The organism is Actinomycetota bacterium (genome assembly GCA_019347575.1).
Taxonomy (GTDB): domain Bacteria; phylum Actinomycetota; class Nitriliruptoria; order Nitriliruptorales; family Nitriliruptoraceae; genus JAHWKY01.
On record JAHWKY010000021.1, the window covers coordinates 16,777 to 37,508 of the forward strand.

Sequence of the window (20,732 nt, forward strand, 5' to 3'; positions counted from 1 at the left end):
GTCCTGCACCTCTTGGCTGATCCACGACCTGATCGAGATCGAACGTCGTGGAACGCCAGCTGCGGCGGTCGTCGCAGCCGAGTTCGAAGAAGACGCCAAGGCCAGCGCCATCGCCTTCGGCATGCGGGACCTCCCCATCATCGTGGTGCCACGGTGCCTGACCAACCTCGGCCACGACACCGTCCGTACCTACGTGGACGACGCTCTGGACGAGTTGATCTCTGCCCTGTCCCGTGACAGCGAAGCACGCGCCGCCGGCGTGCTGATCGAGCCCGACCCCGAGGAGGCGAACCTGACCTACAGCGGAGGTGACCTGCTGGAGGCAGCGCAGGCGTTCCAGGACGACTACCTCGACCGTGGATGGGGGGACGGGTTCCCGCTGATCCCGCCGACGGACGAGAAGGTCGAGGCGATGTTCGCGGCGACGCCGCTCGCGCGTGACCACGTCGTGGCCGCACTGCAACCTGGCCTGGGCGCGGCGACCGTGGAGAAGCTCGCGGTCAACGCGGTGATGGCCGGGTGCAGGCCCGAGCACCTGCCCGTGCTCATCGCCGCGGTCGAGGCGATGAGCGATCCGGTGTTCAACCTGCGCGACGTCGCGATGTCGACCGGCCCTCACGCCCCGCTGATCGTCATCAACGGACCGATCGCCCGCGAGCTCGGCGTCAACTCCGGGCGGGGAGCACTCGGTCCCGGCCGCCAGTCGCGCGTGAACACGGTCATCGGTCGCGCGCTTCGCCTGATCCTGATGAACGTCGGCAAGTGCTACCTCGAGATCCTCGACCTCGACACGATCGGGTCACCGAAGAAGTACGGCATGTGCCTGGCCGAGAACGAGGCCGCCAGCCCGTGGGTTCCGCTGCACGTGGAGCGTGGGTTCGACGGGGACGACAACATCGTCACGGTCTTCAGCGTCGAGTCCGAGATCGAGGTCTACGACTTCTACAACTACCACGCCGAACCGCTGCTGCGCACCTTCGCGGGAACGGCCACCAGCTCGGGCGCCTGCTCGGTGCAGCTGTCGTTCCACAACCGCCCCGAGATGCACAACTTGATCCTGCTCGCCCCCGAGCACGCCGAGGTGTTCGCGAACGACGGCTGGGACAAGGAGCGCATCCGCCAGGAGCTGTTCACCACGGCCCGGCGGGAGTGGAGCTGGATCGGGGCGGCGCAGGATCCCCAGAGCGTGCGCAAGGAGTGGAAGTGGGTCGTCGACCAGCCGGACCAGCTCGTGCCCGTCACACGTGACCCACGCTTCTTCCACGTCTGCGTCGTGGGTGGTGCCGCGGGCAAGAGCCAGTACCTCACCGGCTTGGGTGCGCCGGCGAGCCGACCGATCCTCACCCCTTGATGCTCGACCCGACCATGACCCATCCAGGAGACGACCGATGACCGAGGCTCAGGTCCGCACCGCCGTCGACGCCATCGCGATGTCCGTGCGTGCGGACGGTGGCGACCTGCAGCTGCTCGGCTACGACGACGAGCGCAAGGTCGCCCGCGTTGGCTACGACCTCGACAGCTCGTGCGACGTGTGCGTGCTCACGCCCGACCAACTCGGCCAGCTCTTGGGCACGGCGCTCGAGCGGCAAGCGCCCGAGGTCACCCTTGAACTCAGCCAGCTCGAGACGTGACTCCGACCCCGCCACCGCGTGACCAGGTGGCCCTCGTCACGGGTGGCTCGCGGGGCATCGGTCGCGGCGCGGCGGAACGCTTGGCCGAGAACCACGCGACGGTCGTGATCTCGTACCGGCAGGACGAGGCGGCCGCCCGCGATGTCGTCCGATTGGTGCAGTGGCACGGCGCTGCCGGGGACGCCATCACGGTCGACCTCGCCGAGCCCGCGGCAGGCGTGGCGTTGGTCGAAGCGGTGCTCGAGCGGCACGGTCGCATCGACTCGGTCGTCAACAACGCGGGCATCGCCGAGCGTCACTCCCTGACGGAGCTCTCCGAGGACGTCTGGCACCGGACGCTCGCGATCAACCTCTCGGCGCCCTTCGCCATCCTGCGCCGGGCGGCGCTCGCCATGATCGAGGGCGACGGCGGCTCCATAGTCAACGTCGGATCCCCGGCGTCGCTCAACGGTGGTGTCACCGGGGCGCACTACGCCGCATCCAAGGCCGGCCTGATCGGCATGACCGTCTCCAGCGCCAAGGAGTTGGCACCTCACGGTGTGCGGGTGAACCTCATCGAGCCCGCGTTCGTCGACACCGACCTCGTCCGCGGTTTCGTCGCCGACGATCCTGGCCTGACGCTCGTACCACCGCTCGGCCGCCGTGGCGATCCCGCAGAGGTCGGCGCACTCATCGCCTTCCTCTGCTCCCCCGCCGCGAGCTACGTCACGGGCGCCAGGATCGCCGTGACGGGCGGGGCGTGACGTCGCCGCAAGAGTCCCCGCGCGCGCAACCGACGCCATGACAGAAACACGCATCCACGCGCGTTGTCGTCATCGCCAACGCGACCAACGTCCCTCGGCCTGACGGAAACGCGCATCGACGCGCGTTCTCGTCATCGGCGCACTTCCGCGGAAGCGTTTCGCACCATCTTCATCCGGCTGGCTCGGCGCAGGAACCACGGTTGCCGCGCGGGGCGAGTGCCGGCCCACGCCCCGCCCGCGACGACCGTCAAGCGGGTGACTGGTCACCCGCGTTGGCTGAAGGGGCGGCCGAGGAACTCCGACGCGATCCGCAGACGCTGGATGGTCGGCGTGCCGCCGCCGATGGCCCAACCGTGCGCGTCGCGATGCATCCGCTCGACCTCGTACTCGGGGTGGTAGCCGTACCCGCCGTGCAGCTGCATCGCGCTGTCCGAGACGCGCTTGGCCATCTCGTTGGCGAAGCACTTGGCGATGGAGGCCTCGAGTCGATCGGGAGCGCCCCGCCCGGCGCGTCCAGCGGCACGCCAGATGAGGAGCCGCGTCGCCTCGACCTGCAGGACCATGTCGGCGAGCTCGGTCTGGACGGTCTGGAACTCGATGAGCTCCTTGCCGAACTGCATCCGCTGCTGGACGTACGCGGCGGTGCGGTCGAGGCAGGCTTGACCGATGGCGAGGCTCATGGTGGCGTTGCCGAGCCGTTCGACCGAGAACGCCGTGAACAGGTCGCGGAAGCCGCCGGGTCCGACGACGAGGTTGTCGAGGGGGACGCGCGCCCCGTCGAAGTGCATGTCGGCGGAGGGGATCCCGTGGAAGCCGTGCAGGACCTCCTGGGGGCCGAACGTCAGCCCGGGGGTGTCGCGGTCGACGACGAGCGCCCCGATCCCTCGTGACCCCGGCTCATCCGTCAGGCGTACGTACACCAGGTACTGCTCGGCGTGCCCAGCACCTGAACACCAGCGCTTCGTCCCGTCGACGATCCAGCTGTCGCCGTCGCGTCGCGCCTGGGTCTGCAGGTCGGTGGCCGCGGACCCGGCGTCGGGTTCGGAGATGGACACCGCCATCGTCACCTCGCCGGCAGCGATGGGCGGCAGCAGGCGCGCCTTCTGCTCGTCGGTGCCGAACAGGTCGATGACGCGCGCCGGTCCGGTGTTGGACTCGAAGACCGTGAACGCCGCGATCTGGTTGCGCTTGGCCAGCTCCTCGATCACGAGCAGCGCGTCGAGAAGGCCCTGCCCGCTACCGCCGTGCTCCTCGGGCAGGCAGATGCCGAGGAACCCCAGTTCCGCGAGCCGGCCTCGCTCAGCGTCCGGCAGCGGAGTCGCAGCAGCGTCCCACTCGATCGCGAGGGGGGCATAGACGTCGACAGCGACCTTGGCTGCGGTGGCGCGGAACGCCTCCTGGGTCTCGGTGAGGGCGAACTGGATCACGTCATCCTCCGGTCGCTGGCTCGAACCAGAACGGCACGCCACCGTTTCCCTCTTCGGCGAGTCGGAGCGTGACCGGCAGCGGGACGACGTCCTCCTCCGATAGCCCCCGTACGTGCCCGAACACCTGCACCCCGCCGAGCTCGACCAGTCCCACGTCGTACGGAGGCGGCAGCCCCTCGACCGGCACCCACACGCGTGCCCACGTCTTGAGCGTTCCCGCCGGTGGGAGGTCGTACGCGTCGATCTCGTCGCTCCCGCACCGGGGACACACGGCACGACGCGGCCAGGTCGCCATGCCACAGCCAGCGCACCGACCACCCACTAACACGCCGGCCTCGGGGTCGATCCGGGGCCGCGCCCCGAAGTCGTCCGCGTGGAGTGCCCGTTCGAGGCTCACGCGTCGAGCCGCTCGAACACGTGCACGTTGCAGGCGGCGGAGTCGCCCTCGACCCAGCCCCCGCTGTTCTGGGCGAGCCCCACCCGCGCGTCGGCAACCTGGCGAGGGCCTGCCTCGCCTCGCAGCTGCCACACGATCTCGGCGACCTGTGCGAGTCCGGTCGCCCCGACGGGGTGACCGCGGGATGACAGCCCGCCACTGGGGTTGACGACGTGGCGTCCGCCGAGCTTGGTCACGCCCGTCCGCAGGAGCTTGGCCGCCTCGCCGTAGCCGCACAGGCCGAGGTGCTCGTAGTAGAACAGCTCGCCGGGAGCCATCGCGTCGTGGACCTCGAGCACGTCGAGGTCGTCGGGACCGAACCCGCTCTCCTCGTACGCGGCGGTGGCGCACTCGACCGCGGAGACGACCACATCACCGTCCGGCGAGGCGGTCCGGCCGGAACGGAGCTGACTTGCCCGGACCGCGACCCGTGGCCGCCCGTCGGGATCGGCGGCACCGGAGCGTTGGACGACCACGACGGCGGCGCCATCACAGACCGAGCTGCACATCAGCAGCGTCAGCGGTTCCGCGATGGGACGGCTCGCCAGTACCTCCTCGGGCGTGACCGTGGCCTGGTGCTGCGCGTAGGGGTTCAGCGCGCCCATCGCGTGGGACTTCACCGCGATGTCGGCGAGGTCGTCGATGGTGATGCTGCCATCGTCGAGACGGGCGCGGAGGCGCATCGCGTAGATGGCGGTGAACTGCAGCCCGAGTCCGGCGACGACGTCGAGGTCGGCGGCCGAGCGGAGCGCGTCGAGGGTCCGCGTGGTGTCGCCCACGAACATCTTCTCGACCCCGAGCGCGAGGACGGTGTCGGCGGCTCCGGCGCGGACCGCGAGGACGGCCTCGCGCAGCGCCGTCGAGCCGCCCGCGCACGCGTTCTCGACGTTGACGATCGGGACGCCCTCGATGCCGATGTCGCGCACGATGGTCTGCCCGCGGATCTGCTCCTGACCCGTCAGCACGCCGCCCAGCGCGTTGGCGACGTACACGCCGTCGATGTCCTTGACGCCGAGGCCGGCGTCGTTGATCGCCTCGATCGCGGCGACGCGACCGAGGTCCTTCAGCCCCTTCTCGGGGAAGCGCCCGAACGGGTGCATCCCCACGCCGCGGATCTCGATCCCGTCAAGCATCAGCCCCTCCCACGATCTCCTGGACGGCCGCGACGATGTCATCGAGGTTCGAGCCGGGACCGAAGATCGCACGCACACCGAGCCGTCTGAGCTCCTCCGTGTCGTCCTCGGGGATGATCCCGCCGACCACGACGGGGATGTCCTCGATGCCCATCTCGGCCATCGCGTCGGCCAGCCGGCGGCAGATCGACAGGTGGGCGCCGGACAGGATCGAGAGGCAGATGGCGTCGAGATCCTCCTGGAGCGCAGCCGCGGCGATCGACTCGGGCGTCTGGCGGATCCCCGTGTAGATCACCTCCATACCGGCGTCACGTAGCCCGCGCGCCACGACCTTGGCACCACGCTCGTGACCGTCGAGGCCCGGCTTGGCCATCAGCACGCGCGGCGGCCCGACCCGCCCCGACACCGGCCCGGCTCCCGCTGTGCTCACGTCCGTTCCACCTCCGCCCTTCACGGTCAGACCTGCGCCCACTGCTGCTCGAACTCGCCGAAGACCTCGCGCCACGCGTGGCAGATCTCGCCGATGGTCGCGCCCGCCGCGACGGCCGCGAGGACCGAGGGAACGACGTTGTCCGTACTCGCGCACGCGTCGCGAACGCCAGCGAGGGCCGAACGCAACTCGGCCTCGTTGCGCCCCTCGCGGTGGGCGCGCAGGTGGCTGAGCTGCTCCGCTTCCCACGCCGGATCCACGGCGAAGCGCGGGTGGCTCACCGTCTCCTCTTGCACGTATGCGTTCACGCCGACGACGATCCGCTCGCCGGTATCCAGAGCGCGCTGGTCCTCGTAGGCCCGCCGCGCCAGGCGCTCCTGGAAGTACCCCGCTTCGACGGCCGCCAGCGCGCCACCGAGTTCACCGATGCGTTCCAGCTCGTCCTGGATCACCTGATGGATGCGCTTGGTCAGGGCTTCCACGTAGTAGGACCCCCCGAGCGGATCGGTCGTCTTCGCGATGCCCGTCTCGTGCGCGATGATCTGGTTGATCCGGAGCGAGACCACCGCGGCCTCCTCCCGCGGGATCGCTAACGCCTCGTCGTAGGAGGCGGTCCTGGTCGCCTCGCAACCGCCGAGCACCTGCGCGAGTGCCTGAAGGGTGATGCGGGCGATGTTGTTCAGTGGCTGCTGGGCGGTGAGCGGCAGACCCGACGTCGCCGCGTGCAGTCGGAACGGCAGACGCTCGTCGGGGACGCCGAACCGCTCACGCCCGATCTCGGACCAGGCACGGCGCACAGCGCGGTACTTGGCGACCTCCTCGAAGAAGTCCATGTCGGTGCAGAAGTGGATCTCGAGGGTCGGGTTGAAGTCGGCGAGCTTCACCCCCTTCGCCTCGAGCTGCTCCATGTACGCGGTCGCGTTGGCGAGCGTGAACGCGGCCTCCTCAGCGGGGCTCGCACCCGCCTGCTTCATGTGCGACCCCGACACCGACACCGGCAACCACGTCGGCGTGTGCTCGTGGGAGTACGCCATCACGTCGGTGGCCAGGCGCACCGCCGCCTGAACCGGCAGGAACTGGGTCCCCCGCGCGATGTACTCCTTGATGGGGTCGTTCTGGATCTGGAGCCGGAACGTGGCGGGGTCGACGTCGTGGGTGTGGCAGTAGTGCAGCACCCACGCGTACATGATCGGCCCGATCGCGTTCGCCGTGGAGAAGACATGGCCGGCCTGCCCCAGGTCCACGCCGGAGAACAGCCGCTCGATGTCGCTGAACGAGTCCAGGGCGACACCAGCCAGCCCGACCTCATCCTGAGCGAGCGGGTGATCGGAGTCGAGGCCGATCTGGGTCGGCAGGTCGAGCGCGACGGAGACCCCCCCGGTGGCGCCGTTCTCGAGCAGAAATCGGTAGCGCTCGTTCGCGTTCTCCGCCGACCCGAAGCCGGCGTACATCTCCCAGTCCCAGAAGCCGGTCCGGTAACCCTCCTCGCGGAACCCCCGCGTGAAGGGGTAGGTCCCGGGAGGCGGGAAGCCGCGGTCCTCGTCGACACCCAGCTCATCGAGGGTGGTCGAGTCGTGGTAGGCGGCGATCGGCAGATCGCTCGTCGTCGTTATCGTCGTGTCGTCCGTCATGAGGACACCTCCTGGGCGGGTACCGCTTGTTCCAGGGTCCCGAGTCGGGTCCGGATCTGTTCCGCGACCCGTTGGAGTTCCTTGCGTGCGTGGTCCATCGCGCGGTCGGACAGCCGCGCCTCGGGTGCGAGCACGCTCAACGCCGCGACCAGGATGTCGCCGGGACCGAAGATCGGGACGCTGACCGCCTTCGCGCCGGGAACGCGTTCGCCCTGACTCTCCGCCCAACCGCGCTCTCGGACGACGTCGAGCCGGCTTCGGAGGTCCGCCTCCTCGCTGACGGTCCGCTCGGTGATCGGGTCGAGGCTCATCGAGGCCAAGAGCCGGTCGAGGCTCGCGTGCGACATGAAGGCCAGGAGGACGTGACCGGCGGCGCCGACGTGCACGGGGGCCACCGCCCCGATCCCCGCCGTGTACCGGACGGTGTGGGGACTGGGCAGCTCCTCGAGGCACACGCGCTGAGCACCGACGCGCATGTGGATGGTCACGGTCTCGCCGGTGGCGTCGCGTAGCGCCTCGAGCAGCGGACGGGCGACGAGGGTGACGCCGCCGAGCCCGTTGCCGACGGCCTCGACGAACCGAAGACAACCGGGTCCGAGCACGTAGCGACCCTCGACCGGCTCCTGGATGACGAGGTGCCGGTAGGCGAGGCTGGCGAGGAGACGGTGGGTCGTGGCCTTCGTGAGTCCGGTCTCGGCCGCGATCTCCCCCAGGCTGCGGGGCCCCTCCGTGAGCGCGAAGAGGAGGTCGATCGCCCGCCCGACGGCTCGAACGGGGATGTTCTGGCGGTCGTCCGCGGACCGTCCTGTCACGATGGCTCCGTTCCGTCGAGCAGGGCCGCGCCCCCGGCGTCGGACGCGACGAGCTCCAGCAACCTATGGCCGCGGTCGGCGTCGCATTCGGCACGGGCGCTGAGCACGTCGATGCTGTCCGTCACCTCCGTCCACGACGGGTACAGCAGCTCGCGGCCGTCGGCCCGACGCTCCACGGTCCCGTCGGTCGTGTCCACCACCATGATGCACTGCAGCTCGTCCAGCGCCGCATCCTCGACCAGCTCGATGCGCTCCAGGATGTCGACCTCGTCACCCTCCGGCGCCGTGACGAGGTGGTCGTAGGGGACGCGACCGTGCAGGTACCCCAGGGAGACGCAGCGCGCCACGCTCATCAGTGAGTCGGAGCGAGAGCGGAAGGGCCCGCGGTTACGACTGCCTGGGTAGCCGAGTTCCGCCGGCGACATGCGTACCTCGACCCGGCGGGGCGGTCGATGGTCGAGCTTCGCGCCGATCTCAGCGGCGAGCCATGTCGGCGTCTGGGCGATGCCGCTGACGGGGAAGGGTTTGGCCGCGACGTCGGCGATGCGCGCCGGTTCGGCTGCGGCGATGGTGGTCGACAGACGCGAGCCCTCGGGGTCGTCGAAGTACGCGCGGGCCCAGCCCGCAGCGCCTCCGAGGGCACCCGATGCGCCCCGCACCCCCGCCCGTGCCATCAGCGCCGCCTCGACCCCCGCCCGCGCCGCGCCCGCCACCTCGATCAGCCACTCGTCGCTGCCGTCCAACCACGACTGGTTGGTACCCGCCGCCGCGGCGGACGCGATCGACACCGCGTCGTGGAGTTGTCCGTCGGTGAGTCCCAGCGCCACTCCGGCACCCACGGCGGCGCCGATGGCGCCGAACACCCCCGTCGGCCGCAGGCCGCGCTGCTGCGCGATCGGCGCGTAGCTGGCGGAGACGAGCGCGAGCACCTCGTAGCCCGCGGCGAGTGGCCGCAGTGGGTCGCCTTCGGTGACAGCGAGAACGGCGGGTATCACGACCGCCCCGACGTGCGATCGCCCGGGCGGGTAGAAGTCGTCCTGAGTGCGGGCGTGCATGTCGGCGGCCAGCCGGAACGCGATCGCGCCCGGACCGTTGCCGGGAACGACGGTCTTGAGCGGGGCGCTCTCGTCCTGCCGACCGCACGCCACCAGCAGGTTGCCCAGCAGGCGCGCGCGGAGCAGGTCGAACGGAGGATCCTGCGCAGCCATCGAGCCCGCAGCCACGAGGTCCTCGCGCAGCGTCACCGGTCACCCCGCTGCCCGTCGCTTGCCCCTGTCGGCACCGGGAGTCGGCTGCGGTCGACCTTGCCGTACGACGAGCGCGGGAGCGAGTCGACGAAGACCACCGACCGCGGGCGACGGAAGCCCAGGCGTGGTCGGGAGTGCTCGATGATCTCCGCCTCGGTGACCGCTCCTCCGTCGGTGACGACGTAGACCCGCACGGCCTCACCCCAGCGCGGGTGGGGGTAACCGACGGCGACGCACTCCGCGACCGCGGGGTGCTCGGCGACGGCGTCCTCGACCTCCTTGGGCGCGATGTTGAACCCGCCCGAGTTGATCATGTCGTCGCGACGACCCCTCAGGTGGACGTAACCCTCCGGGTCGATGATGGCCATGTCGCGCGTCCACAGCCGGCCGTCGCGCAGGACCTCCGCGGTGAGCTCCGGCTTGCCGTGGTAGCCGTCCATGAGGTGTGCGCCGGCGACGACGAGTTCGCCCAACTCACCGGGCGCGACCTCGGTGCCGTCGTCGTCGACGACGGCGAGTTGGACGGAGCGCCAGGGCCGCCCCGCCGATCGCCGGTGCTCCCCCGGTCGTGCGTGATCGGCCTTGTGCAGCACCGTGATGGTGACCGGCGCCTCGGACTGGCCGTAGATCTGCATCAGCACCGGCCCGAACCGGTCGAGCGCCCGGTCGAGGACGGAGGCGGGGATCGGGGAGGCGCCGTAGATGATGGTGTCGAACGCCGAGGACCCGTCGGCAGTGACGAGGTCGGCCAGCATGCTGGGCACGAGCTTGAGCGTGTCGATGCCCTCGGAGGCGCCCAGCGCCAGCGCGTGGTCCGCGTCGAAGCGCGACAGCACGTGGCAACGGCCGCCCGTCGCCAGGTACGCGAGGACGAAGAAGCCCGCCCCGTGTGACAGCGGCTGCGGGAGCAGGATCGAGCGCCCGGAGGTGATCGGCCCCAGCTCCATCATCATGTTGAAGGTGACCTGCGCGAGCGCGCGGTGGCTCAGCGTCACGCCCTTCGGCCGGCCGGTCGTCCCGGACGTGTAGGAGACCCACGCCGTCGAGCCGTCGTCGATCGGTGCCCGCTCGACGCGGGGCGAGGACCGCTCGACGAGGTCCTCGTAGTCCAGCGCGCGAGCGTCGCCGTCCGCCGCATCGCCGATGCGGATCCACGCCATCTCGACATCGTCGACCAGACCCGCGACCGTCTCGTCGAAGGCGGCCTCGGTCACGATGGCGCGCGCCCCGACATCACCGAGCGAGTAGGCGAACTCGGCCGAGCCCAGCCGGGCGTTGAGCGCCACGCGGACGAACCCGCCGTAGGCGAGCGCGACATCGACCTCGGGGTACTCGATGCGGTTGTCGAGCAGCACCCCGACCGCATCACCGGGCTCGATGCCGCACGCCCGCAGTCCGTTGGCGAGCCGCTGCGCGCGCTCGTCGAGCGCACCGTACGTCACGTGTCGGTCGCCCCACACGACCGCGGGTCGCGCGGCGTGCTCCCGCGCGCCACGGCGCAGCAGGTACGCGACGTCCAACGCGCCTCCCTCGTAGCGGTACGGGAGCGCAACTGTACCACTTAACAGAACGGTGATACCGTGGGACGGAACGTCGTCGGATACGCGCTCGGAGGATGACGGTGCATGCGGAGCTGTGGGACCGTGAGCTGATCCGCGAGTGCAAAGCGCTCTACTGCCACCTGCTCGACAGCCGCCGCTTCGACGCGCTCGTCGACCGCTGCTTCGCACCGACCGACCCCGTGGTCGACTTCACCCCCGAGCACGAGCGCGTCGAGGGCATCGAAGCGGTCCGGCGCTTCTACACCGAGTACGTGCCCTCCATCCGTGACCAGACCTGCCACCGGTTCACCAACGGGATCATCGCGATCGACGGGTCCACAGCCCGCGCCTCGTGGTACCTGCACGGCTCGCTGGTCATCGCGGGCGAGCCGTACTGGGTCCAGGGGATCTACAACGACGAGCTCGTCCGCGACGACGACGGCACCTGGCGCATCCGCGTCCTCGACCTCGACTGGGAGTACCTCTGCCACTACGAGGACGGATGGAGCCACCCGAGCCGCGCCCCCGCCATCGCCTGGACGCACAAGTCCTCTGGCGCGGCGATCGCCGGTTGACGCTGCTGACCCTCCCCGGCGCCATCGGGACCGGACCGGTCGGAGAGCTCTTCGCCGACCTCGCGACCCACCACGGCTGGACCCGGGTGGCGGTGATCACGGGGACCGCGGTCGCCGGGGCGACCGACCTCGCAGCCTGTATCGAGGACAGCCACAACCGTGTCGTGGAGACGTTCGCCCGTGGCCCGGCACACGCGCCCGTGGAGCACGTCGAGCAGCTCGCCGCCGAGCTGAGAACCTTCGGACCCGATGTCGTGGTGTCCGCTGGCGGCGGATCGTCGCACGATGCCGCCAAGGGGGTCCGGACCCTGCTGGCCCACGGCGGTCGCCTCGAGGACCACTGTCTGCGCTACTTCCCTCCCGATCGTCTCGAGCGCCCCGACCTGTCGGGACCGAAGCTGGCGCACGTGACCGTGCCGACCACGTTGTCGGGGTCCGAGGCGAACGGCGCGGCCGGGTTCGCCGCGGGCCCCGACGGCAAACGGGTCCTGGCCGACGACTCGCTGCTGCCGAGGGCCGTCCTCATCGACCGTGAGATCCTGGCCACCACGCCCGAACGGATCTTCCGCGCCAGCGCGATGAACGCCCTGGACCATGGCGTCGAGGGTCTGGCGTCGCGCGGCCGCAGCCCGGTGACGGCGGCGATCCTCCGCGGAGCACTCCGCGAGCTCGCAGCCGCCACCGCAACCGACAGCGATGACCCGTCGCAGCGCGAGCGCGCGGTCGTGATGTCGGCGCTGATCGGCACGTCGCTGCCGGGGACGTGGCTCGGCCTGGCCCACGCGATCGGGCACGTGCTCGGGGCGCGGTACGCGGCCGCCCACGGTGACTGCCACGCGATCGTGGCCGGTGCCGTCGTCCGCTTCAACGCCCCGGCCGCCGCCCCCTCCCACGAGGAGGCTTGTGCCGTGCTGGGGCTGTCGGGCTCGTCGGACGCTCTCGCGGCGTGGCTCGACGCACGCGCCGACGCCTGGAGCCTCCCCCGACGCCTGCGGGACATCGAGGTCCCCCGAGGTGATCTCGACGCCGTGGCCGGGGCGGTCCACCGCGACCACGACACGTTCCACAACCCGCGCCCCCCGACCCCCGGGGACATCGCGGACCTGCTCCGGTCGATGTGGTGACCTAGACTGCTAGACGGAACTTGACTTCCGCTGCGCGGAACGGATTCGCAGCCACGAGGCGACCGAAGGGACAGCAGATGAGCCTCCAGATCACCCCTCTGGACTGCGGGCAGATCACCGGCGTGGAGCAGTCCATGCACCAGTACTTCCAGGGGTTCGGCAACAAGGTGAACGCCAACATCGTCCAGTGGCTGATCACCGGTGGTGACCACCCGGTGGTCGTCGACTTCTCCGCCGGGACGCCGGAGATGGTCCGTGAACGCTTCGATCGCGAGCTCATCCAGAGCTCGGACCAGCACCCGCGCGCCCAGATCGAGGCCGCCGGGGTGGACCCCGCCGACGTGGGGACGGTCGTGCTGACCCACCTTCACCTCGACCACTGCGCCGGCATCGACCTCGGCCTCTACCCCAACGCCGCCATCCTCATCCAGCTGAGTGAGCTGCGCTACGCGGCCGCCCCGTACCCCCCGCACTACGGCATCTACGACAAGGGCGTGATGAAGCGGCTGCTGCCGATCTACGCCTCCGAGTACGACAACATCCGGGTCATCGACGGCGACCTGCGCCTGATGGACGGCGTTCGCGTCCTGCACACACCGGGGCACACCCCCGGTACGCAGGCGGTGCTGGTCGACACCGACGAGGGGACCTACGCCATCGCCTCGGACAACGTGCCGTTCCAGTCATCGTGGCGCGGACCGACGCTGAGCGACTGGATCCCGGAGGGGATCCACGTGAGCCTGAAGGACTGCTACGACTCGCTCGGCCGGATCGCCTTCCTCGCCGATCACATCCTCCCGTCACACGACTACGTCGTGCTCGAGGAGGCCAGCTACCCACCGAACAGGGCGGAGTCATGACGAGCTATCGGCGCACGGAGGAGACCCTCACAAGGCTGGAGGAGCACGGGACCCCGGATCGGCTCGTGCAGATGGCGCGCGCGCTGGAAGGCTCGGCGCAGGACACCGCGTCCCTGCCCCCCAAGGTCATCCAGCTGGGGCTGGCGCTGGCCTACGCCAACCGAGGCCGCGACGACGAGGCGCGGCGTCACGGGGAGGCGGCCCTCGCAGCGGGGTTGACCCGTCCGGAGGCGATCGAAGCGCTCCTGGCGGGCGTGCTCTCGCGCGGGATGGGGGTCCTGCACGTGAACGCGTGGATCGTGGAGGCCGCCGCCGAGGGCGACTGGACGCCACTGCCGGACGCCGAGGCGATGGACACCGCCGCGATCCTCGAGTACTTCGCGGGGAACTTCGGCGAGGTCCCGGCCTGGCTCGAGATGCTGGCCGACGCCTCACCGCCGACGCTCGAGGCTTACTACAGCCTCCGCTCCGACATCCTCCGGGACGGGGCGCTGCCGCGGAAGCACAAGGAGCTGCTCCTGGTCGTCCTCAACGCCGTCGAGCGCTACGACGTCGGCATGCAGGTCCACATGAAGGGCGCGCTCGCTGCTGGCGCCACCGAGGCCGAGCTGGCGGAGGCCATGCGCGCGGCGATCGTCGGGGGCGGGCTGGTCGCGTGGCTCGCGGCCGCGAGCACCGCCGGGCCGGTGCTCGAGGAGCACCGGTCGGCCTGAGGTCAACCGCCCAGGTACGCGGACCGGACGCGGTCGTCGTTGCGGAGCTCGTCGGGCGTCCCCTCGAGGATGATGCGGCCACCCGTCATCACGAGGCCCCGGTCCGCGACGCCTAGCGCGAGCGTGGCGTTCTGCTCCACAAGGAAGACGCTCGCTCCCGTCGCACGGATCTCGCGGATCACGTCCCCGATCCGCTTCACGAGGAGCGGGGCGAGGCCGAGCGAGGGTTCGTCGAGCAGCAGCAAGCGCGGCCGGCTCATGAGCCCGCGTCCGATCGCGAGCATCTGCTGTTGTCCTCCACTGAGGTTGCCCGCCCGAGCCGAGCGCACCCGATCGAGGTCGGGGAACAGCTCGAAGACGTGCTCGAGATCCTCGGACAGATCGTCGTCCCGCAGGTACGCCCCCATCTCGAGGTTCTCGACGACCGACAGGTCCGGGAAGAGCTGGCGCCCCTCGGGAACGTGCGCGACACCAGCCGCGGTGATCGCGGGGGGTCGCAGCCCGTCGGTGCGTCGATCGTTCACGTGGATCGAGCCAGCATGGGGCGGGTTGAGGCCGGTGATGCTCCGCAGCGTGGTGCTCTTGCCGACACCGTTCCCGCCGAGCAGAGTCAGGATCTCGCCCTCCCCCACCTGCAGCGACACGCCATGGAGCACGTCGACGTTGCCGCGTCGAACGTGGATGTCCCGAACGTCGAGCAGCATCTACTCGTCCCCTCCGAGGTAGGCCTCGATGACCTTCGGATCGACGGCGACCTCTCGCGGCGGACCCTCGGCGATCTTCTCGCCGGCATCGAGGACCATCACGTGATCGGAGACGCGCATCACGAGGTCCATGTCGTGTTCGACCAGCCAGATCGTGTACCCGTCAGCCTGCAGGCGCCTCAGATCCGCCTCGAGGCGGCGCGTCTCCTCGGCGTTGAGGCCGGCGGCCGGCTCATCCAGCAGCAGGCACGTCGCCCCGCTCGCGACGGCGGTCGCCAGTGAGACCCGCCGGGCAAGGCCGTAGGCGAGATCGGACGCGCGCGCATCAGCCAGATCGGTCAGCCCGAAGCGCTCGACGACCTCCTCCGCGTGCTCGAGGGCCGGACCGCGCTGTCGCGGGACGACGGCATCGCGGACGGAGTGGTTGGCGAGCATGTGCGCCCCGAAGTGCACGTGCTCGCGCACGGTCACGTCCGGGAAGAGCCGTGAGTGCTGGAACGTCCGCACGATGCCGAGCGCGGCCCGCTGGTGCGGTCTCAAGCCGGTGATGTCCTCACCGCGCCACCGCACCACGCCGGACGTAGGCTGGTCGAAGCCGGAGACGAGGTTGAACAGGGTGGTCTTGCCGGCGCCGTTGGGTCCGATCAGCCCCACGATCTGCTCGACGCCGAGCTCGAAGTCGACCTCGTGGAGCGCGCGCAAGCCTCCGAAGATCCGTGTCAGCCTCTGGCCCGTGAGCATGCTCACTCCCCCCGCGCCGAGCCGGATGGCACGTCGGACGTGGGACGGTCACCGCCCGGCCGGTCGGGGTCGGGCAGCACGGCGCTGGCCTCGCTCAGCCTCCCCCTCCCCGTGACGCGCAGCCGCAGTCGCCGGGTCACGCCGAGGACACCGTCAGGGGCGAACAGCACGACCGCGATCAGCACGACACCGAACAGTCCCGCGCGGAAATCACCCCCGAACCGCAGCCCCTCGACCAGGCCGATGTAGAGGCCCGCACCGATGATGGGCCCCAGCCGGCGCCCCGTGCCCCCGATGACGACCATGACGATCAGCGTGATGAGCTGGTGGAACCCGTACAGGGCCGGGGCGACGAAGCGGAAGTAGTGCCCGTGGAACGCCCCGGCGAGCCCCGCGATCACCGCGCTGAGCATGAACGCGAGGATCTTGTAGCGAGCGGTCGCGATGCCCAACGAGGTCGCCAGCAGCTCATCCTCCCGGATCGCGACGAGTCCCCGACCGAAGCGGGTGCGTTCGAGCCGGCTGAGGAAGAACAGGCATAGCAGCACCGCAACGACGAGCAGCGCGTAGAAGCCACCCTGACGCGACCCGAGGTCCCATGACAGCCCCCCGATGGCGATGCGACCGAGGTCGTAGGTGACGTTGAGCCCAGTGGTGCGGCCGGCCACAGCGAGGTTGCTGATGAACGCCAGGAAGATGAGCACGAAGGCGAGGGTCATGATCGCGAAGTAGAAGCCCTGGAGCCGCAGGGTCAGCACTCCGAGGATCGCGCTGGTCACCACCGCGGCGGCGACGCCCATCAGCATCCCGGGCCAGAACGACCAACCGGCTTCGAGGAACAGCAACGCGGTGACGTAGGAGCTCACGGCTCCCAGGCCGATCTGGCCCATCGAGAACTGGCCCGCGTAGCCCCAGATGAGGTTGAAGCTGATGCCGAACAGCGACCACAGGCCCACCAGCGTCCCCAAGTGGACCCAGGTGGGGTCGTCGCCCACGAACGGAGCGCCGGCCAGCACGATGATGACGGCGAAGAGCATGCCCCGTCCGAACAGGACGAGCGGGGCGCGGTCAGCCGTAGCGTTCACAGTGCCTGCCGACCACGGACCGCGACGAGGCCCTCGGGCTTGACGAGCAGCACCGCGACGAGCGCGAGCAGCGGCAGGATCGTGGACCAGGTCGTGGAGAGGTGGACCGTGGTGAGGGACTCGGCGATACCGAGGCCGACACCGGCGATGACGGCCCCGGCGGGACTGCCTGCCCCGCCGATGATCAGCACGACGAAGCCCTTGATGAGGGGGCTCTCACCGAGGGCGGGCTCGACGGCGAACAACGCCCCGAGCGATGTCCCGGCGAACGCGGCCAGCGCCGACCCGATGATCATCGCGAGGTTGCGGATGCGCAGCACGTCGATCCCCATGAGCGAGGCGGCGTCGGAGTTCTGCGCCGTAGCCCGCATCGCCTTGCCGGTCCTGGTGCGACGGAGGAAGTACGCCAGCGCGAGGAGGATGAGCACGGTCGCCACGACGACGGAGAGGCGGCTCTTGGCGAACGAGATGTCCCCGAAGCGCAGGACGCCCTGCACAGGCGCCTCGAGGCTGCGAGGGCTTGGTCCCCAGATGGCGTCGGCGAAGTTCTCGATGATGGCGATGAGGCCGATCGAGATCAGCAGGCCGTTGATCGGCCGTTCGCTGACCCTACGGAACAACGACACCTCGAGCAGCGACCCGAGCAGACTGACGACCACGAGGCTGGCCGCCAGGCCCAGCCAGAAGGAGCCGACCACCTCGACGACGGCGAAGGCGACGTAGCCCCCGAGCACGATCAGCTGACCGTGCGCGAAGTTCACGATGTCGAGCAGGCCGAACACGATGGTCAGCCCCAGCGCCACGAGAGCGTAGACCGAGCCGAGCATCAGCCCGTTCAGGATCCCCTGGACGGTGAGTCCGACGTCCATCGTCGCTCCTCGACCTCCGCTCCACCGCCGAGCGTGGTGGAGACGGCCGCGTCAGGTCCGGGGCGCGACCGCCTCCCCACCTCATACCACGAACGCCTAGCCGGCGTCTCGGTACTCGACCGCGCCGTCCTGCATGACCGCGAGCTGCGGCGTGTAGTGGGCGCGGTGGTTCTCGTCGTAGGTCAGGTCGAGGACCCGGCCATCGTAGGAGTCGACACCGATGAGGGCTTCGGCGACCGCGCTCGGATCGTCGACGGTACCGGCCTGGCTCATCGCCTCGGCGAGCATCAGGATCGGGTCGTAGTAGCTGAGGCCCCAGAACCCGTTCGGGCCGGGCGCCTCACCGAACTTCGCCTCGTACGCCGCCCGGTACGGTTCGACCTGCGGGTCGTCGGCGTTGTCGACGGCACGGGTCGTGACGGACCAGATGTAGGTGCTGATCGAATCGGTCTTGCCCTCGACGCTGCTGAAGCCGGCGCCTGGCGAGCCCACGAAGATCGGGTCCGTGAAGCCCGCCTCGATCGCCTGGCTGAGGAACGGCTCGACCCACTGGTCGAGGTAGCCCACGACCACGATGTCGGGATCCGCCTGCTGCATCGCCGCGATGAAGGACGAGAAGTCGCGCTGCTCGGGGTCGAAGAACTCCGAGTAGACGACCTCGACGCCGTTCTCTTCGAAGCCGGTCGTGAAGACCTCGCTGTGGATCTCGCCCGGCGGATCCTGCGGGACGAGGATCGCGGCCGACGCGATGTCGTACTCCTCACCCAGGATGTTGGTCATCCGGATGATACGGCCGTCCTCACCGGCCTCCTGGATGTGGTTGTGGAACAGCAGCGGTGGCTGGCCCTCGGCGGCTTCGAGCACGGCACCGGCCGAGGTCGCCGGCGTGAGCACCAGGATCTCCTGGTCGGCCACGGACTCCCAGGCCGGCGTGAACGCCGTGGACAGTCCGGGCCCGAGGATGTACTGGTAGCCATCGCGCACGAACCGCTGGTTGATGCTGATGGCCTGCTCCGGGTCGGATTGGTTGTCCTGCAGGTCGAGCTCGAACGTGTAGGTGGTGCCGTCGACCTCGAAGCCGGTCTCGTTCACCTGATCGACGGCGAGCTCGATGGCCTTCGCCCACTCGGAACCGAGGAACGACGCCCCGCCTGTGTTGGCGACGTTCGCGCCGATCGCGACGGTCGCCTCGCCACCATCGTCGGGTGGCTGCGTGTCGGTGGGCGCGGCCGTCCCGTCGGTGGGCTGATCACCACCATCGGTGCCGTCATCGTCGCCCCCACACGCGCTCAGCGCGAGGACGCCAACCACACCCATCACCAGCCAGCTAGCCGGCCGGCCACGGCCACGACGCACTCCAACCATCAGCTTGCCCTTTCATCAGGTGGTACGACTATATCGCATGATGGACCAGGAGAGGGGATCTCACCTGGGGTTCCCCCGAGACCGTCCACGTGCGCGGCAGCGCTCACGTCCGTGCCGCCGAGCCGGCCAACGCCGGGATCACCTCACGCCCGAACAACTCGACCGCACCCACGGTGCGGGCGTGATCGGGGCCGTGAGGGAAGCGCAGGCGGAAGCAGATGCCTTCGGGCTCGATGAGTCGCGCGTAGTCGGCCAGTTCAGCCGCCACCTGCTCGGGCGTGCCGACGACGACGCGGTCGTCGCGTAGCCGGTCGAAGGTGATGTCCTCGGGCGACTGGATCTCCTCGAGCCACGTCTCGTACCGCGGGTTGAACCGCCCCGAGTTGAAGAAGCCCAGGCCGTGGTAGAAGCGCCAGTCGGCGACGAGGTGGGGCGCCCAGTGCTCGCCGATCTCGCTGGGGTCCTCGGTCACCCACAGATCGCGCTGGAGCCAGATGCGGGGCGTCGTACCGGCGGCCGCGGCCGCGCTGCGGTAGCGGTCCGCCCACACCTGCATCGTCCGCTTGTTGTGCAACGGGTCGGTGATCCACCCGTCTCCGATGCGCGCCGCACGATCGACGGCGCGCCCCGACATCCCGCCGATCCAGATGCGGGGGCGGTCACCACGCGGCTTGGGCTGCACGTCGATGCCGTCGTACGCGAAGTGCTCGCCGTCGAACGACACGGGCTCGTCGGACCACGCCCGCTTGAGGATCTCGACGGACTCCTCGAACCGGCCCACGGCGTCCTCGATGCGCACGCCGAACTGGTCGAACTCGGCCTGGACGAGACCCAGAGCGACGCCGAGGTGCATCCGCCCGCCGGAGAGCACATCCAGGGTGGCAACGTCCTCCGCGACACGCATGGGGTCCCACAGCGGCAGGACCAGGATCCCCGTGTGCACGTCGATCCGGGTGGTGCGCGCGAGGACCGCCCCGGCCATCACCAGCGGAGCGGGGAGGTACCCGTCCGGTTGCTGGTGGTGCTCGGGGAGGAAGCAGGCATCGAAGCCGGCAGCCTCCGCCGCCTCCGCGATCTCGAGGACCTCGTTGTACACGCGGTCGAGGTTCGCCGCTCCGGGCGGATCCTGGGTGTTGACGTAGACGCCCAAGCGCACGGTGCCGCCCTCTCAGCCCTCGAGGAAGTGCCAGTCCATCAGCGGTCCCCAGTCGCAGTACATCCGGACCCGCTCGATCTGCCCGTCCTCGAACTCGTAGACCAGCACGCCCTGGTTGGTGTAGTCGTTGCCCTTGCCCTGGGCGACGTCCTCCCACTCGATCATGACGGTGTCGCCGTCCTCCATGACCGCGCGGAACTCGTAGTGGAGCTCGTCGCTCGCGCCGCCGACCCAGTTCGAGATGTACTCGTGGATAGCGCTCTTGGGCTCGTAGGTGTGGCGGACGAGCTTGCCGTCGTCCTGCTTGCTCAGACCCATGTAGCTGGCCGTCTCCGAGAACCCGGAGAGGGCCAGATCGACGTCCAGCTCGTTCATCCCGAGCAGGTACTGCTTGGCCTTCTCGACGTTGCTCATCCCTGGCTGTCTCCCGTGTCTGCGCTCCCAGGGGCCGCACGGGGCCGTGCGGGCCACTCCCACTAACCATAATAATGGTTATTCTGGATTGCAAG

The 20,732-nt window shown here is 69.9% G+C and carries 22 protein-coding genes; 7 read left to right on the top strand and 15 right to left on the bottom strand.

Translation table 11 applies throughout. The features are described 5' to 3' along the window. Nucleotides 1-121 precede the first annotated feature (121 nt). From KY469_14390 to KY469_14400, 3 genes are read left to right on the top strand one after another with little or no spacing between them, the layout of a single operon-like run. Entirely contained in the window at nucleotides 122-1,351 is a 1,230-nt protein-coding gene (locus KY469_14390) for a hypothetical protein (GenBank protein ID MBW3664286.1), read from the top strand. 37 nt (nucleotides 1,352-1,388) lie between these two features. Then, on the top strand, nucleotides 1,389-1,631 hold the full coding sequence (locus tag KY469_14395; protein ID MBW3664287.1) for a NifU family protein: 243 nt from the start codon (nucleotides 1,389-1,391) through the stop codon (nucleotides 1,629-1,631). 26 nt (nucleotides 1,632-1,657) lie between these two features. Beyond that, the gene (locus KY469_14400; protein MBW3664288.1) at nucleotides 1,658-2,374 is read left to right on the top strand and encodes an SDR family oxidoreductase; all 717 of its coding nucleotides are present in this window, start codon (nucleotides 1,658-1,660) and stop codon (nucleotides 2,372-2,374) included. Nucleotides 2,375-2,637: 263 nt separating this feature from the next. On the opposite strand, the gene KY469_14405 is transcribed toward KY469_14400, so the two are convergent. The 8 genes from KY469_14405 to KY469_14440 form a co-directional block, all read right to left on the bottom strand. Next, on the bottom strand, nucleotides 2,638-3,798 hold the full coding sequence (locus KY469_14405) for an acyl-CoA dehydrogenase family protein (GenBank protein ID MBW3664289.1): 1,161 nt from the start codon (nucleotides 3,796-3,798) through the stop codon (nucleotides 2,638-2,640). A 4-nt stretch (nucleotides 3,799-3,802) separates the two neighbouring features. Continuing rightward, complete coding sequence (locus KY469_14410) at nucleotides 3,803-4,198, bottom strand: hypothetical protein (GenBank protein ID MBW3664290.1); 396 nt, start codon at nucleotides 4,196-4,198, stop codon at nucleotides 3,803-3,805. Beyond that, on the bottom strand, nucleotides 4,195-5,370 hold the full coding sequence (locus tag KY469_14415; GenBank protein ID MBW3664291.1) for a thiolase family protein: 1,176 nt from the start codon (nucleotides 5,368-5,370) through the stop codon (nucleotides 4,195-4,197). Before KY469_14415 ends, KY469_14410 begins: the two co-directional genes overlap by 4 nt. Continuing rightward, complete coding sequence (locus KY469_14420; protein MBW3664292.1) at nucleotides 5,363-5,743, bottom strand: cobalamin B12-binding domain-containing protein; 381 nt, start codon at nucleotides 5,741-5,743, stop codon at nucleotides 5,363-5,365. Before KY469_14420 ends, KY469_14415 begins: the two co-directional genes overlap by 8 nt. Before the next feature lie 83 nt (nucleotides 5,744-5,826). Further along, nucleotides 5,827-7,431 carry a methylmalonyl-CoA mutase gene (locus tag KY469_14425; GenBank protein ID MBW3664293.1) on the bottom strand — a complete coding sequence of 535 codons (1,605 nt, stop codon included), beginning with the start codon at nucleotides 7,429-7,431 and terminating at the stop codon, nucleotides 5,827-5,829. Continuing rightward, nucleotides 7,428-8,243 (bottom strand): IclR family transcriptional regulator, encoded by an 816-nt coding sequence (locus KY469_14430; GenBank protein ID MBW3664294.1) that lies wholly within the window; start codon nucleotides 8,241-8,243, stop codon nucleotides 7,428-7,430. The genes KY469_14425 and KY469_14430 overlap by 4 nt, the downstream gene beginning before the upstream one ends. Further along, nucleotides 8,240-9,487, bottom strand: coding sequence for an MmgE/PrpD family protein (locus tag KY469_14435; GenBank protein MBW3664295.1), 1,248 nt, complete (start codon nucleotides 9,485-9,487; stop codon nucleotides 8,240-8,242). Before KY469_14435 ends, KY469_14430 begins: the two co-directional genes overlap by 4 nt. After that, nucleotides 9,484-11,010 carry an AMP-binding protein gene (locus KY469_14440; GenBank protein ID MBW3664296.1) on the bottom strand — a complete coding sequence of 509 codons (1,527 nt, stop codon included), beginning with the start codon at nucleotides 11,008-11,010 and terminating at the stop codon, nucleotides 9,484-9,486. Before KY469_14440 ends, KY469_14435 begins: the two co-directional genes overlap by 4 nt. Nucleotides 11,011-11,105: 95 nt before the next feature. On the opposite strand from KY469_14440, the gene KY469_14445 reads away from it, so the two are divergent. From KY469_14445 to KY469_14460, 4 genes are all read left to right on the top strand, one after another. Continuing rightward, nucleotides 11,106-11,606 carry a nuclear transport factor 2 family protein gene (locus tag KY469_14445; GenBank protein MBW3664297.1) on the top strand — a complete coding sequence of 167 codons (501 nt, stop codon included), beginning with the start codon at nucleotides 11,106-11,108 and terminating at the stop codon, nucleotides 11,604-11,606. Continuing rightward, on the top strand, nucleotides 11,603-12,730 hold the full coding sequence (locus KY469_14450) for an iron-containing alcohol dehydrogenase (GenBank protein MBW3664298.1): 1,128 nt from the start codon (nucleotides 11,603-11,605) through the stop codon (nucleotides 12,728-12,730). The genes KY469_14445 and KY469_14450 overlap by 4 nt, the downstream gene beginning before the upstream one ends. 77 nt (nucleotides 12,731-12,807) lie before the next feature. Beyond that, complete coding sequence (locus KY469_14455) at nucleotides 12,808-13,590, top strand: N-acyl homoserine lactonase family protein (protein MBW3664299.1); 783 nt, start codon at nucleotides 12,808-12,810, stop codon at nucleotides 13,588-13,590. Beyond that, entirely contained in the window at nucleotides 13,587-14,303 is a 717-nt protein-coding gene (locus tag KY469_14460) for a carboxymuconolactone decarboxylase family protein (protein MBW3664300.1), read from the top strand. Before KY469_14455 ends, KY469_14460 begins: the two co-directional genes overlap by 4 nt. 2 nt (nucleotides 14,304-14,305) lie before the next feature. On the opposite strand, the gene KY469_14465 is transcribed toward KY469_14460, so the two are convergent. The 7 genes from KY469_14465 to KY469_14495 form a co-directional block, all read right to left on the bottom strand. Then, nucleotides 14,306-15,004, bottom strand: a complete 699-nt coding sequence (locus KY469_14465) for an ABC transporter ATP-binding protein (GenBank protein ID MBW3664301.1) — start codon at nucleotides 15,002-15,004, stop codon at nucleotides 14,306-14,308. 3 nt (nucleotides 15,005-15,007) lie between these two features. Further along, nucleotides 15,008-15,748, bottom strand: a complete 741-nt coding sequence (locus KY469_14470) for an ABC transporter ATP-binding protein (protein ID MBW3664302.1) — start codon at nucleotides 15,746-15,748, stop codon at nucleotides 15,008-15,010. Nucleotides 15,749-15,750: 2 nt separating this feature from the next. Next, nucleotides 15,751-16,785 carry a branched-chain amino acid ABC transporter permease gene (locus KY469_14475; GenBank protein MBW3664303.1) on the bottom strand — a complete coding sequence of 345 codons (1,035 nt, stop codon included), beginning with the start codon at nucleotides 16,783-16,785 and terminating at the stop codon, nucleotides 15,751-15,753. 44 nt (nucleotides 16,786-16,829) lie between these two features. After that, on the bottom strand, nucleotides 16,830-17,702 hold the full coding sequence (locus tag KY469_14480) for a branched-chain amino acid ABC transporter permease (GenBank protein ID MBW3664304.1): 873 nt from the start codon (nucleotides 17,700-17,702) through the stop codon (nucleotides 16,830-16,832). 96 nt (nucleotides 17,703-17,798) lie between these two features. Beyond that, a complete protein-coding gene (locus tag KY469_14485) occupies nucleotides 17,799-19,019 on the bottom strand; it encodes an ABC transporter substrate-binding protein (protein ID MBW3664305.1) in 1,221 nt (406 codons plus the stop codon). A 151-nt stretch (nucleotides 19,020-19,170) separates the two neighbouring features. Continuing rightward, nucleotides 19,171-20,223 carry an LLM class flavin-dependent oxidoreductase gene (locus KY469_14490; GenBank protein MBW3664306.1) on the bottom strand — a complete coding sequence of 351 codons (1,053 nt, stop codon included), beginning with the start codon at nucleotides 20,221-20,223 and terminating at the stop codon, nucleotides 19,171-19,173. A gap of 12 nt (nucleotides 20,224-20,235) precedes the next feature. Then, complete coding sequence (locus KY469_14495) at nucleotides 20,236-20,637, bottom strand: nuclear transport factor 2 family protein (GenBank protein MBW3664307.1); 402 nt, start codon at nucleotides 20,635-20,637, stop codon at nucleotides 20,236-20,238. Nucleotides 20,638-20,732: the final 95 nt, after the last annotated feature.